At 46.0% G+C, this 14,251-nt stretch carries 14 protein-coding genes; 11 read left to right on the forward strand and 3 right to left on the reverse strand.

Translation table 11 applies throughout. From position 1 onward, the window contains the following. Positions 1-14 precede the first annotated feature (14 nt). The 9 genes from PGS38_RS09970 (at position 15) to PGS38_RS10010 (ending at position 7,482) form a co-directional block, all read left to right on the forward strand. Positions 15-1,121: a Coenzyme F420 hydrogenase/dehydrogenase, beta subunit C-terminal domain gene (locus tag PGS38_RS09970; RefSeq protein ID WP_270476214.1), complete on the forward strand. Its 1,107-nt coding sequence runs from the start codon at positions 15-17 to the stop codon at positions 1,119-1,121. A gap of 217 nt (positions 1,122-1,338) precedes the next feature. Further along, the gene (locus tag PGS38_RS09975; protein ID WP_119188654.1) at positions 1,339-2,241 is read left to right on the forward strand and encodes a sugar phosphate nucleotidyltransferase; all 903 of its coding nucleotides are present in this window, start codon (positions 1,339-1,341) and stop codon (positions 2,239-2,241) included. A gap of 66 nt (positions 2,242-2,307) precedes the next feature. Further along, positions 2,308-2,487, forward strand: a complete 180-nt coding sequence (locus PGS38_RS09980) for a helix-turn-helix domain-containing protein (protein ID WP_119188653.1) — start codon at positions 2,308-2,310, stop codon at positions 2,485-2,487. A 133-nt stretch (positions 2,488-2,620) separates the two neighbouring features. Then, entirely contained in the window at positions 2,621-3,370 is a 750-nt protein-coding gene (locus tag PGS38_RS09985; protein ID WP_243110743.1) for an AraC family transcriptional regulator, read from the forward strand. 138 nt (positions 3,371-3,508) lie between these two features. Continuing rightward, complete coding sequence (locus tag PGS38_RS09990) at positions 3,509-3,910, forward strand: hypothetical protein (protein WP_009243735.1); 402 nt, start codon at positions 3,509-3,511, stop codon at positions 3,908-3,910. Then, positions 3,900-4,268: an IS66 family insertion sequence element accessory protein TnpB gene (gene tnpB / locus PGS38_RS09995; RefSeq protein ID WP_009243734.1), complete on the forward strand. Its 369-nt coding sequence runs from the start codon at positions 3,900-3,902 to the stop codon at positions 4,266-4,268. The genes PGS38_RS09990 and tnpB overlap by 11 nt, the downstream gene beginning before the upstream one ends. 279 nt (positions 4,269-4,547) lie before the next feature. After that, on the forward strand, positions 4,548-6,191 hold the full coding sequence (gene tnpC / locus PGS38_RS10000; protein WP_270476217.1) for an IS66 family transposase: 1,644 nt from the start codon (positions 4,548-4,550) through the stop codon (positions 6,189-6,191). Positions 6,192-6,333: 142 nt separating this feature from the next. Continuing rightward, positions 6,334-6,897 (forward strand): glutathione S-transferase family protein, encoded by a 564-nt coding sequence (locus PGS38_RS10005; RefSeq protein WP_243030617.1) that lies wholly within the window; start codon positions 6,334-6,336, stop codon positions 6,895-6,897. 72 nt (positions 6,898-6,969) lie between these two features. Beyond that, positions 6,970-7,482 carry a glutathione S-transferase C-terminal domain-containing protein gene (locus tag PGS38_RS10010; RefSeq protein ID WP_243030619.1) on the forward strand — a complete coding sequence of 171 codons (513 nt, stop codon included), beginning with the start codon at positions 6,970-6,972 and terminating at the stop codon, positions 7,480-7,482. Positions 7,483-7,604: 122 nt separating this feature from the next. Here the strand turns inward: PGS38_RS10010 and PGS38_RS10015 are convergent, their stop codons facing one another. Further along, a complete protein-coding gene (locus PGS38_RS10015; protein ID WP_022461058.1) occupies positions 7,605-7,859 on the reverse strand; it encodes a heavy-metal-associated domain-containing protein in 255 nt (84 codons plus the stop codon). A 289-nt stretch (positions 7,860-8,148) separates the two neighbouring features. Between PGS38_RS10015 and PGS38_RS10020 the strand changes: the two genes are divergently transcribed. Further along, a complete protein-coding gene (locus tag PGS38_RS10020; protein ID WP_055228413.1) occupies positions 8,149-9,051 on the forward strand; it encodes an AraC family transcriptional regulator in 903 nt (300 codons plus the stop codon). Positions 9,052-9,061: 10 nt separating this feature from the next. Here PGS38_RS10020 and PGS38_RS10025 read toward each other — a convergent pair whose 3' ends face one another. Then, a complete protein-coding gene (locus tag PGS38_RS10025; RefSeq protein WP_022461056.1) occupies positions 9,062-10,396 on the reverse strand; it encodes an MATE family efflux transporter in 1,335 nt (444 codons plus the stop codon). Between the two features lie 314 nt (positions 10,397-10,710). Here PGS38_RS10025 and pckA point away from each other — a divergent pair, with 314 nt between their 5' ends. Beyond that, positions 10,711-12,315, forward strand: coding sequence for a phosphoenolpyruvate carboxykinase (ATP) (gene pckA / locus PGS38_RS10030; protein WP_118641209.1), 1,605 nt, complete (start codon positions 10,711-10,713; stop codon positions 12,313-12,315). 240 nt (positions 12,316-12,555) lie between these two features. Here pckA and PGS38_RS10035 read toward each other — a convergent pair whose 3' ends face one another. Continuing rightward, entirely contained in the window at positions 12,556-14,046 is a 1,491-nt protein-coding gene (locus PGS38_RS10035) for an AAA family ATPase (protein WP_118641211.1), read from the reverse strand. Positions 14,047-14,251 lie beyond the last annotated feature (205 nt).

Genomic DNA, 14,251 nt, shown 5'->3' on the forward strand with positions numbered 1-14,251 from the left:
GAGGAGATTAAGCAATGAAAACAGTTTGTAAAATAAATCAATGTGCAGGATGTAAAGCCTGTGTGGATGTCTGTAAAAAAGAAGCTATTTCAGTAGAAGATACTTTGAATGCAATGAATGCAATTATTGATGAAAAACGGTGCATTCAGTGCGGTGCATGCGAAAGAGTTTGCCCGAACAATAGTATTGTTCAAAAGAGAAAACCGCAGGTTTGGTATCAAGGATGGAATAGAAATACCAGAAAAACATCTTCTTCTGGTGGAGCTGCTGCTGGATTAATTGAGGCATTTATACATTCTGGAGGGTATGTTGCGGCGTGCCTTTTTAAGGATGGAGAGTTTGTCTTTGATATTACAAATGATTTAGACTATGCAAAGAATTTTGCTGGGTCAAAGTATGTGAAAAGTAATCCAGTCAATATTTATTCAAAGGTTGCCAAGGAACTTAAAACTGGTAATAAGGTACTGTTTGTTGGGTTGCCTTGTCAAGTGGCGGCAGTAAAGAATTATGTAAAGAATACAGACAATCTATATACAATTGATTTGATTTGCCATGGATCTCCGTCGCCACAACTTTTGGAAAAGTTCTTGGAAGAAAATAAGGTTAATATCCACACAATCGAGAATTTGAAGTTCAGAAATAAAACAGCGTTTGGTTTGGAATCCGGCTATAAGAGAATTTCTTTTGATGCGCAGCAAGATTTGTATACATTCGCTTTTTTGACTTCTTTGGATTATACGGAAAACTGCTATTCGTGTCGTTACGCAACACTGGATAGAGTTTCAGACATTACACTAGGGGATTCTTGGGGAAGTGAACTTAGCAGGGAAGAGCAGAAAAAAGGTATCTCTTTAATACTATGTCAAACAGAGAAAGGAATAGAACTTGTTAAGTCGGCAGGATTTGAATTGGAAGAGGTAGACTTGGATAAAGCTGTAACAGCAAATCACCAGTTGCGTCATCCTTCAGAAATGCCGGATAAAAGAAATACTTTTTTTGAAAATATTGACAGGGGCTTTCATTATGCAATATCAAAGTGCTATCCCAAGATGTATTATAAACGTCGGCTGAAGACCTTCCTGCAGAAGACAAAAATTATTGGGGGGGGGGGCAAACCGTAATAAATGAGTATGACGTGTCTTTTAAAGAGTAAGAGATGTGATATGTGCTTCAGTTGGAAATGAAGAAACGGCCGTGTGAAAAATCACACGGTAGCTGCTCAAAACTTCACATACCTCTTCGTGGTGAGCAGCAGGCAACGATTTGTTATGATCGGCTGAGATGTGAAGAATGAAACCTATGGTAGAAGAATATTATCAGAAAAAGGTATAAAAAATCATGAATACAACATTACTTATCATGGCAGCCGGTATCGGTAGTCGTTTTGGAACAGGAATCAAACAGTTGGAGCCGGTGGATGCTTCAAATCATATCATCATGGATTACTCAATTCATGATGCAATTGAGGCAGGTTTTAACCATGTGGTATTTATTATCCGCAAGGATATTGAGAAAGAGTTCAAAGAGGTGATCGGTGATCGTATCGCAGCTATTTGCTCTGCTAATAATGTAACTGTAGACTATGCTTTCCAGGATATTAAGGATATTCCGGGAACTCTGCCGGAAGGTCGTACAAAGCCGTGGGGAACTGGTCAGGCAGTGCTTGCAGCAAAGAAGGTCATCAAGACTCCTTTTATTGTGATCAATGCAGACGATTATTATGGCAAGGAAGGCTTCAAGGCTGTTCATGAGTATCTGGTAAATGGCGGTAAGTCCTGTATGGCAGGTTTTGTACTGAAGAACACGTTGTCCGATAATGGTGGCGTGACCCGTGGTATCTGCAAGATGGATGAGAATGGGAATCTGACTGAAGTTGTAGAAACCAAGAACATTGTAAAGACGGTGAAGGGAGCCGAGGCAGACGGCGTGGCTGTTGATGTGAATTCTCTGGTTTCCATGAACATGTGGGGCTTGACTCTAGAGTTCTTGGATGTTCTGGATCGGGGCTTCCAAGAGTTTTTCGAGAAGGAAGTACCTGAAAATCCGCTGAAAGCAGAGTATCTGATCCCGATTTTCATTGGGGAACTGCTGAGTGAAGACAAGATGTCTGTGAAAGTTCTGAAGACCAATGACACCTGGTACGGCATGACCTACCACGAAGATGTCGCAGCGGTAAAGGACAGCTTCAGGAAGATGCTGGAGGACGGCGTGTACAAAGCTGATTTATTTGCAGATCTGTAATAGAAGAGTCTTGCTTGAAAGATTAATAGCGTAATATTTGACTGCATAGATTTGAGGACTACATAAATGAGTGAGGCAATAGGAACACGAGAATTTGCTGAAAAATACGGTGTGACACAGGCTACAGTTTCCAAGTGGTGCAGGGAAGGTAAAATTCCAAACTGCAATCAAGATGGAAAAGGATCACCGTGGCATATTCCAAAGGATGCAGTCCCGCCGTTTGGATATAAGCAAAGGAAAAAATGATGTTGGAAAGGAGCAGCTTATGGACCAAGAACTATTCAATCCACAATCTTCTTCCGTAAGTTCCTCCCGAATCATTTACACCCCGTCAACCTTTGCCCGGACATCCTTGCTCCATCTGCAGGAGGTCGGTTCTTTGCAGGCTGTTCACCCACATGTATCCCAGAGAGAGGATTTAGTATCGTTCCTTTGCTTCATCGTTCTGTCTGGCGAAGGAGAACTTTCCTATGAGGAGAAGACATACCAGCTAGGCCAGGGAGACTGCGTGTTCATCGACTGCCGAAAAGCGTACAGTCATTCAACCTCCGACAATCTCTGGTCGCTCCAATGGTGTCACTTTTATGCACCATCCCTTCCGGCTGTGTATGAGAAGTACAAAGAGCGTGGCGGTCGGCCAGTGTGCCATCCAGATGATCTAGCTTCTTTTACATCAATCCTGACAGACCTTTATGACCTCGCTTCTTCGTCTGATTACATACGAGATATGCGAATCAATGAGAAGCTTGGAACTTTGCTCACATTGCTGATGGAGCAGTCCTGGCATCCAGAGAGTGTGACGGTGAGCCGAAAGAGAATGGAACTGGCGGTTGTAAAGGAGTATCTGGACGAGCATTATACGGAGAAGCTTACATTGGATGATTTGGCAGAGAAGTTCTTTATTAACAAGTTCTATCTGTCCAAAATCTTCAAAGAGACTTACGGAACAACGGTCAACAACTATCTGATCTCAAAGCGGATCACCAGAGCCAAGCAGCTGCTTTGCTTCACAGATATGACTGTGGATGAGATCGGCGTTGGCGTTGGCATGGGAGATGCAAACTACTTTAGCCGGATGTTCCGCAAGGTGGAAGGTATCAGTCCAAGGGAGTACAGAAAGCAATGGTGAACACAGGGTAAACGGTAGAATACGAGTACCTTTTTATTCACTTCAAGTTATGCCATAATCATACTCAACAAAATAACATAGTCAAAAAAGTTTAGTACTTAACTTTTTTAACTGACTATGATTCAGAGGAGGAATCTTATGGCTACGCAAACCAGCCTTGTAGCTCAGCAGGTGAGGATCAGACAATGGGCAGAACAGATCCGGAATTGTCAGAACCGTCCCAAAGGGATGGATGTTGAAACCTGGTGTACCCAAAATAATCTTACAAAAGCCAACTATTATTACCGTCTCCGGCGTGTCAGGCAGATATGCCTGGATCAGATGCAGGACACAGAAACCACTGCTTTTGTGGAACTGCCCGCACCTGCACCAGATCCAAAGAAAACAGATACTCCAAAAGAATCCGGTACATGCATTTCGGCAGGAACTCTGCCAATGATCCGTATTAAAAATACCAGGGGACTGTCAGCTGAGATATTTTCCGGTACTTCACCGGAAATGCTCTGCCATCTCATAAAGGCTTTTACCCATGCTGAATGATGCAGATGCTTCCGGATTTAAAAAGGTGTATCTGGCGATGGGATTTACGGATCTCCGTCGTGGGATCGATGGGCTGGCAACGATCGTACGCTTTCAGTTTAAGCTTGATCCTTACGACAAAAATACACTGTTTCTTTTCTGTGGAAGAAGATGTGACCGGATCAAAGCACTGCTCTGGGAAGGCGATGGTTTTCTCCTTATGTACAAGAGACTCGATAATGGTGCATTCCGGTGGCCCCGTTCGGCAGATGAGGCAATGGCGATCACAGACGACCAGTACCGTATGCTGATGCAGGGGCTGGAGATCGTTGCACGCCATCCGATCTCTGAGCTGAAAGAGACACCCCGCATTATGTAGCCTGTGCAAAATGCCGAAAATAAAAAAGTACCAAAACTGTAAAAATGATGTGTATCAACCGGATGAAAAAGGTTATCCACAAACAGTCTTTTCTCATTCCATTTGTTATCGTGTGAATAGAAAAACTGTTGTGGATAATACATCTGAAAAGCTGTAAAACAACGGCTTTCCAGATGTATTATCCACCGTCATTATGACGAAAGCCCATATCTGAAGGATTGGCGGAAATACAAAAATTCTGTTATAATCGGAATCAGTATAAAGACAGGAGTTCTGGTTATGACGATCAAGTACACAAAAGAACAACTGAATAAGTTTGATAAGGATCTGCTGATAGAGCTTTTTCTTGGGATGCAGGGACAGATGGAAGAATTGTCCAGGCAAACGCAGGCCTTAAATGACAGGATGCAGCTGATGATGGAACAGATGGTCCTTTTTCAGAAGAACCGTTTTGGCAGATCCAGCGAAAAAATGGCGGATTCTGAACAGATACGTTTCATGGAAGTGGACGGGACTATCGTATTCTTTAATGAAGCAGAGGCAGTCTGCGACCTGGATGCACCGGAACCTGATGACCTAGAATTGAAAGCACCCAAAAAGAAAAAACAGCCAGGGAAAAAAGCGGCTGATATAGCAGGGCTGACAGTAAAACGTATTGATCACTATCTGAAAGAGGAAGAACTGACGGCTGAGTTTGGTGAAAACGGATGGAAACAGCTTCCGGATGCCATTTCCCGATGTTATCAGTTCATTCCGGCCAGTGTCGTGATAGAGGAACATCATATCGGCGTTTATTCCAGTAAACTGGATGAACACATGATAAAGGCACCCCATCCCAGAAATCTGCTTCATGGAAGCCTTGTATCCCCGTCCCTTGCTGCGGCAGTCATAAATGGTAAGTATGTAAATGCGGTACCTCTCTACCGTCTTGAAAAAGAATTCGAAAGGTACGGGCTTGCCATTACCAGACAGAACATGGCGAACTGGATGATCCGTCTTGGGGAAGAATATCTGGGAACCATGTATGATTATCTGCATAAACTTCTGTATGATTATCATGTGATACAGGCAGATGAGACTCCTGTACTTGTAAATAAGGACGGGCGTCCTGCCGGCAGCCAGAGTTACATGTGGGTGTACCGGTCCGGCTTTATGTACCGGGATCGTCAGATCATCCTTTATGAATACCAGAAAACGCGTAATGCATCCCATCCCCGGGAATTCCTGAGGGATTACACCGGGATCTGTGTTACGGATGGGTACCAGGTATATCATACATTGGAAAAGGAGCGTGAAGATCTGAAGATCGCAGGCTGCTGGGTTCACTGCAGGCGCAGGTTTAACGATACACTGGAAGTGATACCAAAAGCACACCGAAAGGAATCGATCCTGCATCTGATCATGAAACAGATACAGGCCATTTACCGGGAAGAGGGAAAACTGTCTGATTTTTCTACGGAAGACAGGCTCATGCAGCGTCAGCTTGTGGTAAAACCACTGGTGGATGCTTTCTTTGCGTACCTGAAACAGAATGAACCTAAAATTCCAAAGAACGGTAAAATACGGGAAGCATTTACATATGCACTGAACCAGGAAAGCTACCTGAAAGTCTTTCTGGAAGATGGGGATGTTCCAATAGACAACAATGCCAGCGAACGTGCGATCCGTGGATTCTGTATAGGGAAGAAAAACTGGGAGATGATCGATACGGTCAATGGAGCCAATAGTTCAGTGATCATCTACAGTATCGCAGAAACTGCAAAGGCGAATAACCTGAAACCTTTCGATTATTTCGAATATCTGCTTACGGAGATTCCCAAACGTGTAGATGACAAAAACACAGATTTTCTTGCAGAACTTCTGCCATGGTCAGATATGTTGCCCGAAAACATTAGAAAGCCGCAAAAAGCCAGCGGAAAATAAACAGACCGCAAAAGCGGTCTGCTATTTGTCAAGGTACTCGTATTCTACCGTTTACGAAAACATAGCGAAATAATAGGAAAATAAAAGCTTTCTTATTTGAAAATTCATTCGATAGAACATGCGAAAGAGAGGCAGAAAATCAATGGCGAATTATGATTATGAGATTGTAAATGGAAGAAAAATCCGCGTAAGACCAAAAGAAACCGTATCGGAGATCGACAAAAACGGCTATTTCCGCAGACAGCCGAATCACTTCACGACTCCGTTCGGCGACGGTGAAAACGATCTGAAGGCAGAAGGTAATAAGAGATACCGTCTCGTCTGGGCAAAGCTGTGCCACTGGTCCAACCGCGCGGCGATCGTAAGAGAGCTGGAGGGCCTGGAAGATCAGATTTCCGTCAATATGGTAGAACATGCCCCGCATGAGAAAAACCTTGGCTGGGAATACGTTTACAATGAAAACAACATCGACCCGGTGCTCGGTGATCAGTTCCTCTCTGAGGCGTATTACCGTGCTGATGATGATTACCAGGGAAGAACGACCGTTCCGGCGCTGATCGACACAACGACGGGAAAGGTAGTCAACAACGATTACAACTGGCTGACCACTTATTTCGAGGTCAACTTCCGCCCATGGCACAAAAAAGGCGCGCCGGAGCTGTATCCGGTGGAGCTGCGGGAAGAGATTGACAAGATGAATCTCTGACTCTTCGATAATATCAACAACGCGGTATACCGCAGTTCCTTCTCCAGAAGCAACGAAGGCCATTTCGACGGTGTGAACACCTTCTACGCTGCGATGGACCGCCTGGAAAAACGGCTGGAAACCAATCGTTTTCTCTTCGGTGATTACGTAACCGATTCCGATATCCGCCTGTACGTGACACTTGCCCGTCTGGACATCCGCTATACCGCACAGCTCGGCGAGACGAAGCGTCCGCTCTACACTTACAAAAACCTGTGGGGCTACGCAAAAGAGCTGTGGGAGATTCCGGCATTTGCACATCACACAGATTTTGCAGCCATCATCCGCCAGGGAAGAATTGAGGGAGAGGAAGACGGCTTCCGCGCCAGCACACACTACGATCTGGCACTTCCGAAGATTGACTGGGATGCACAGTGGAAGGTTTCGACCGAGCGCGCCTACCTGTCCTCAGACCCGACCCATCCGATCTATCTTGGAAACAACCGCAGATTCGACATCGACCCGACCTGGTACGATCTGGGCGCAGAATCTCCGAAAAAAGAGGAGAAAGAAACGCCGCCGTCCTGCGGATGCTGCTGCGGCTGATCAAATCATAGATAAAAAATAGAAAACACCGTTTCAGAGGCAGATTTCCAAAAGGAAATAAACTTCTGAAACGGTGCTTTTTTCCGACGCACAAACTGCAAAAGGAAAGGCATGAAATCCGCTTATCGTCCGAAATGGAAAAATCCCTTTTTTTCATACGGCTCACTCGTATACGAAACCAGCTCATATCCGATGTCCTTGATCTGCTGTTTCAGATACGGAATATCGAGCGGCGCTTCGCTGATGACAACGGTCTCGCCGTTTTTTGCAGAAGAGTTTACTTTCTTTGGAGAGCAGCTCTTGCGGACTACATCATTCATATGGGATTCGCACATGCCGCACATCATACCATCAATTTTTAAGACTGTTTTAATCATACAATACCTGCTTTCTTCCGGGAATACAGCGAAACGAAAGCGTGCCGGACTGTATTCCTGGGGTTTGATGAAAAATTTGAAATCACATACCCTATCGGGGTATCTAAAATATAGCGTGGATGAAAAGAAATGTCAATAAGCTGATAAAATATGATAATTATTATCATTTAAGAAGGAAAAATACGGTCATGGAAGGGCGATTCGCCGGCAGAACATGGAAACTTGCCGGAATCGCAAAGTTCGTGTTACAATTGGGACCGCAGAGCAAAACAAGAGAGGAGACAAAAATATGCTCTCACAGATGAATTACCGAAAAGAAACACAGCCCCACGGTGATGAGCTTTTTCCGCTGAGCATTCACGTTTTCGAGACAGACCTGCAGAGTACCGTGCGGGTGTACTGCCACTGGCATGAGGAAGTGGAGCTCTTTTATGCAGTAAAGGGCGAAGCTGTTTTTCATATGGATACCGAGACCTTTCTCCTGCGGGAAGGGGAGACCGCCTTTGTCAATGCAAACCGTCTGCATGAGGTAGAGGGAATCGACGGACAGGAATTTACGTTTCTTGCCGTTGTATTCCAGCCGCGTTTTCTGTCCGGCACATCGCTTGACCGGATCCAGCAGCAGTATATCGAACCAGTGCTGTCCTCCGAGATCCGTTTTCCATCCAAGACAGAGCGGGGGACACGCCTTGCAGAAAAAACGGCACAGGCCATGCAGGAGATCCGAAATCTGCAGGAAAGAAAAGAACCGGGCTGGGAGCTGCTGTTAAAAGCGGAACTTCTGAAAATCTGGCAGGGATATTACAGTGCGGCAGAAAAGAACGGCGGAAAAACGGATGCCTCGACGAATTACCGTGTCAGCAGAATGAAAGAGATCCTCACATACATGAATGCTCATTTCTGTGAGGATCTCGAAATCGCGGAACTGGCGAGCCAGTTTCATATGAGTGAGAGCGCTTTCTGCCGCTTCTTTAAGTCGATTATGCATATTTCCGCCGTGACGTATGTCAATAACCTGCGGATTGCCGAGAGCTGCCGGCTGCTGCTTTCCACCGAGGAGGCGATCAGCAAGATTGCGAGCGACTGCGGATTCCGAAATATCAGCTATTTTAACCGCGTCTTCCAGGAACGCATGCACCAGACGCCGGGGCAGTTCCGCAGTTTATCCGCAGAAAACCGTACTGCGATATAAGATTCGGAACTTATGCAGGCTTCTGCGATCGGAATGCACGCCGCAGGAAGAAAAGTCCGGTCATATCAGCCAGTGCCCAGCCGATCGGAATGGCGATCCAGATTCCGGCAACGCCAAGCGCCGTGGCGGAGAAAAGGTATGCCAGCGCCACACGCATGCCAAGCGAAATGACGGTCAGAACAACCGACATCTCGGCGCGTTTGACAGCGCGGTAATACCCGTACAGCAGAAACAGCCATCCGATGCCGAGATAGAACGAGCCTTCCAGCCGCAGGTACTGTACGCCGATCGCGATGACCTCCATTTCTGATGCTTTCACGAAAATCTGCATCAGCGGATGCGCGAACAGATTGACAAGCAGAGAAATGACGATGGAAAAAGCAGCGCTCAGTGCAAAAGCATCTTTCGTGCCGCGCCGGATCCGCTCGTGATTTCCGGCCCCGTAATTCTGTGCGGTGAAAGTGGAGTAGGCATTTCCGAAATCCTGCACCGGCAGATAGGCAAAGGTATCAATTTTCACCGCGGCCGCAAATGCCGCCATGACCGCCGGACCGAAGCTGTTGACGAGCCCCTGTACCATTAGAATGCCGAAATTCATGACCGACTGCTGAATGCAGGTCATCGAAGAAAGATTCAGAATCTCTTTTAAAATGGAATGGCTGAAACGCCATTCTTTTTTTGACGGCAGCCACATGCGGCAGCGGAGCAGCACATAGAGCAGAATACCGACGGCGGACACATACTGCGCAAGAACCGTAGCGAGCGCCGCGCCTGCGATGCCGAACGGCAGTACAGCGACAAAGAGCAGATCCAGTGCAATGTTCAGCACAGCAGAGACAGCGAGAAAAATCAGCGGCACAGAAGAGTTTCCGAGCGCGCGCAGCATACAGGAAAAGAAATTGTATACGGATGTTGCAATAAGGCCGGCAAAGATAATCAGAAGATACGTCCGCATGCCGGGACGGACTTCATCCGGGACGCGAAGAAACGTAAGGATCGGCTCGATGCCTGCATAAACAGCGAGATTCAGCACGAGCGTAACGGCAAGGATCAGCAGAAACGCGTGGAGAATCGAAAGTTTTAAAGAAGAAAGATCTTTTCGTCCCTGATAAATCGAAAAGAGCGCACCGGCGCCCATCGACAGGCCGAGAAAAATGGAAGTCAGAAACGTCATCAGCGTATAGGAGGAGCCGACGGCGGCGAGCGCATTGCTTCCGAGAACGCGTCCGACGATCAGGGTGTCGGCAATGTTGTAAAACTGCTGCAACAGATTTCCTGCGATCATCGGCAGGGCAAACAGGATAAGAGAGCGGGAGATTTTCCCGCGGGTCAGATCGTAATACATAAAGAAACTTCTTTCCGAACATAATTATTAATATTATAACATAAAAAATCAAAAAATGTCAATTTGCAGGATGAAGTGTACAAAAATGCAATTGTCAGAAAACTTCGAAAAATCGAAGTTTATAAAATTTTTACAGATTTTGGGACACGTTCTGTAAAAAAACGGAAGATTTTCAGTTGATTTTTTTGGCCTTTTATGTATAATTAGAGTAGAAGAGGCCGGCTGGTCCGGTTTCTTCTAAAGGATACCTTCAAATTTCTGCATTTTGCAGAATGAAGCAGTATTACTATCAAAGGAAAGAGGTTAATTACAAGATGGCACAGATCGATTTAACAAAGTATGGCATCACCGGTACCACAGAAATTGTGTACAACCCTTCTTATGAGCAGTTATTTGAGGAAGAGACAAAACCAGAGCTGGAAGGCTATGAAAAAGGCCGGGAGACAGAGCTTGGTGCAGTTAACGTTATGACCGGTATCTATACAGGCCGTTCACCGAAAGACAAATACATCGTTGTGGACGAGAACTCGAAAGATACTGTATGGTGGACTTCTGATGAGTACAAAAACGATAACCATCCGGCAACCCAGGAAGCATGGGCAGCAGTAAAAGAGATCGCCAAAAAAGAGCTCTCCAACAAAAGACTGTTCGTTGTAGATGCATTCTGCGGCGCAAATAAAGATACCCGTATGGCTATCCGCTTCATCGTTGAGGTAGCTTGGCAGGCACATTTCGTAACTAACATGTTCATCAAACCTACAGCAGAAGAGCTTGAGAACTTCGAGCCGGATTTCGTTGTTTACAACGCATCCAAAGCAAAAGTTGAGAACTACAAAGAGCTGGGTCTGAACTCTGAGACAGCAGTAGTATTCAACATCACAAGCCGTGAGCAGGTTATCGTCAACACATGGTACGGCGGAGAGATGAAGAAAGGTATGTTCTCCATGATGAACTACTATCTGCCGCTGAAGGGCATCGCTTCCATGCACTGCTCTGCAAACACAGACCTGAACGGTGAGAACACCGCAATCTTCTTCGGACTTTCCGGAACAGGAAAAACAACTCTTTCCACAGACCCGAAACGTCTTCTGATCGGTGATGATGAGCACGGCTGGGACGACAACGGAGTATTCAACTTCGAGGGCGGCTGCTATGCAAAAGTCATCAACCTGGACAAAGAGTCTGAGCCGGACATCTACAATGCAATCAGACGTGACGCTCTGCTTGAGAACGTTACCGTTGATGCAGAAGGCAAGATCGACTTCAATGATAAGAGCGTAACCGAGAATACTCGTGTATCTTATCCGATCAACCACATTGAGAACATCGTTCGCCCGATTTCTTCTGCACCGGCAGCTAAGAATGTTATCTTCCTGTCCGCAGATGCATTCGGCGTACTTCCGCCAGTATCTATTCTGACACCAGAGCAGACTCAGTACTACTTCCTGTCCGGATTTACTGCAAAACTTGCAGGAACCGAGCGCGGAATTACCGAGCCGACTCCTACCTTCTCTGCATGCTTCGGCCAGGCATTCCTGGAGCTGCACCCAACCAAATATGCAGAAGAGCTTGTTAAGAAAATGGAGAAGAGCGGAGCAAAAGCATACCTGGTTAACACAGGCTGGAACGGAACCGGAAAACGTATCTCCATCCGTGATACCCGTGGAATCATCGATGCAATCTTAAGCGGTGCTATCAACGAAGCTCCGACGAAGACTATTCCGTACTTCAACTTCGAAGTTCCGACTGAACTTCCGGGCGTTGATCCGGCTATCCTGGATCCTCGCGATACCTATGCTGATGCTTCCGAGTGGGAGACCAAAGCACTGGATCTGGCTGAAAGATTCATCAAGAACTTTGCAAAATATGAAGGAAACGCTGCTGGTAAAGCACTCGTTTCCGCCGGCCCGCAGAAATAAATTTTCTGAATTGATCGAAAGGAAGCCCCTGACATGAAAGTGTCAGGGGCTTTCTTTTATGAAAATATCTGGAGAAATAAAATAGTTCCCTGCCCGAAAGTACAGACTGATGGGACAGGAAACTATTTTACAGCACACTCTAAAATAATACAAAAAATTTCAGCACCACAGAGCGTGAATTGTTGCGTCACTGGTTTTCGCCGTACCCTGATACGCCTTCAAAATAGAAAATAAGGCAGATCAGCAGGACAAGAGCAGTTCACGTACCATTTCTGCATCAAAGGTAACAGAGGAAACATGGTTGACTTCTATCTGATATAACGCATTTGCTGCGATATGCTCAGCAGCCTGCTCAAGATCACGAATACCGCTTGTGTTTTCGTGGCAGGAGATTACGGCATCGAGTCCTTCCGGTGTCAGAATGCATTCCTTTTCTTTCATACCGATACGTTTTAACACCTTTGGAAGTGCATAGCGGGAGAAAATGATTTTCTTTTCTTCCGGTGTGTAATCCGGAATTTCAATCACAGCGAAGCGGGACATCAGCGGAGCACTGATCTGGTCCTTGTCGTTTGCGGTTGCAATCGGGTATACACCGACGGTCGGGATCATACATTCGATATAGTTATCGGTAAAACCAAGATTATCAAGAAGGGTCAGCAGAACATCTGCCGGGTTTCCGTTTCCTTTGCCGGAGGCAGCCTTGTCGAGCTCATTGATGATAAAGACGAGATTGGATTCACCAGCCATGGAAAAAGCATCCATGATGATTCCCGGTTTTGCGTTTGCGTAGATGCGGGAACTTCCGGTCAGCTGTTCCGGGTCATTAATCGAACTCATATCGAGTGTTGTCCACGGTAATTTTAAGATACGTGCAACGGCATAAGCAATCTGCGATTTTCCGGTTCCGGCAGGACCGATCAGTAACAGACCATAGGCCGGCAGCGTATGAGTCCGGTTAATCTGAATGATGGTTTCGATAATTCTCTGCTTCACACGTTCCATGCCATATAGTTCTTCATCGAGGATCCGGCGTGCTTCCACTGGATCAATGGCTTCAAAATAGTTGCTTTTCCATTGAATATTCATCATCATGGAGAGGGCGCGCTGTGCGTGACGACGTTCTTCGGGAGAGACTTCGTGGGAACGGGCAACAGCGAGGTTTCGACGAGCCCAAAGGCGGATATTGTCCGGCAGCGTTCTTCCGGCACAGTTCATAAAATCAGTGATGGATTGGATGCTGGTGAGCTTCATGCTGTCACCGGTTTCCTCCTGATCCTCATCCTCAACTTCTTCTTCCGGTGCATTGCTGGCGAGGAGACGCTCAATCATAAACTGTAAAAATCCATCCTCAGCCGAAAGCTTTGCGCCGCCACCGAAAGCGATCTCGCGGATTTTGTAAACTGCATAACCGTCGGATGTTTGTGTACCGGAAAGGCGGACATTGATATGGTTTTCACCGAGCCATTTTAAAAGGCTGACAAAACGGGCATCGATCTGAAGAATGTCGGCAATGAAGGATTCTTCTTCATCTTTAAATTCAAACGAGGTCCGTTTGGATGGGTTTGTGAAAATACCGCAGGGATGATGCGGGAAAGCCTTCTCTTTTGTATCCAGAATTAGGATCGGCTGATCCGGAGAAGTAAACGGTGCGTTTGTGCGGAAAACAGTATACGTACATTCGGAAACTTTTGTTTTTTCCGGGGAATTGCTGAAATCAAAAACGGGCATGACAGAACCTCCTAATAAAAATAAGTGCTTATTGGTACAATAAAAACAGTGTAGCACGAATTAAAAAATCCTGCAATCAATATGCAGAATTTTGTATTTTTATGCTATAAAAATGTTAGGCAGGCGGATATTCGCAATGGAAGCCGGGGACTTGCTCGATTCGGTTAAATTTTCGGATGGCGTAAAAAAGCCCTCCGGACAGGAT

Source organism: Fusicatenibacter saccharivorans (assembly GCF_027667425.1).
GTDB lineage: Bacteria > Bacillota > Clostridia > Lachnospirales > Lachnospiraceae > Fusicatenibacter > Fusicatenibacter saccharivorans.

What these genes read in the sequence shown, in the direction of transcription:
- PGS38_RS10005 (WP_243030617.1), top strand. Translation starts at nt 6,334, where the DNA reads ATGGCGAATTATGATTATGAGATTGTAAATGGAAGAAAAATCCGCGTA.
- PGS38_RS09975 (WP_119188654.1), top strand. Translation starts at nt 1,339, where the DNA reads ATGAATACAACATTACTTATCATGGCAGCCGGTATCGGTAGTCGTTTT.
- tnpC (WP_270476217.1), top strand. Translation starts at nt 4,548, where the DNA reads ATGACGATCAAGTACACAAAAGAACAACTGAATAAGTTTGATAAGGAT.
- PGS38_RS09970 (WP_270476214.1), top strand. Translation starts at nt 15, where the DNA reads ATGAAAACAGTTTGTAAAATAAATCAATGTGCAGGATGTAAAGCCTGT.
- pckA (WP_118641209.1), top strand. Translation starts at nt 10,711, where the DNA reads ATGGCACAGATCGATTTAACAAAGTATGGCATCACCGGTACCACAGAA.
- tnpB (WP_009243734.1), top strand. Translation starts at nt 3,900, where the DNA reads ATGCTGAATGATGCAGATGCTTCCGGATTTAAAAAGGTGTATCTGGCG.
- PGS38_RS09980 (WP_119188653.1), top strand. Translation starts at nt 2,308, where the DNA reads ATGAGTGAGGCAATAGGAACACGAGAATTTGCTGAAAAATACGGTGTG.
- PGS38_RS10020 (WP_055228413.1), top strand. Translation starts at nt 8,149, where the DNA reads ATGCTCTCACAGATGAATTACCGAAAAGAAACACAGCCCCACGGTGAT.
- PGS38_RS10025 (WP_022461056.1), bottom strand. Translation starts at nt 10,396, where the DNA reads ATGTATTACGATCTGACCCGCGGGAAAATCTCCCGCTCTCTTATCCTG.
- PGS38_RS09990 (WP_009243735.1), top strand. Translation starts at nt 3,509, where the DNA reads ATGGCTACGCAAACCAGCCTTGTAGCTCAGCAGGTGAGGATCAGACAA.
- PGS38_RS10035 (WP_118641211.1), bottom strand. Translation starts at nt 14,046, where the DNA reads ATGCCCGTTTTTGATTTCAGCAATTCCCCGGAAAAAACAAAAGTTTCC.
- PGS38_RS10015 (WP_022461058.1), bottom strand. Translation starts at nt 7,859, where the DNA reads ATGATTAAAACAGTCTTAAAAATTGATGGTATGATGTGCGGCATGTGC.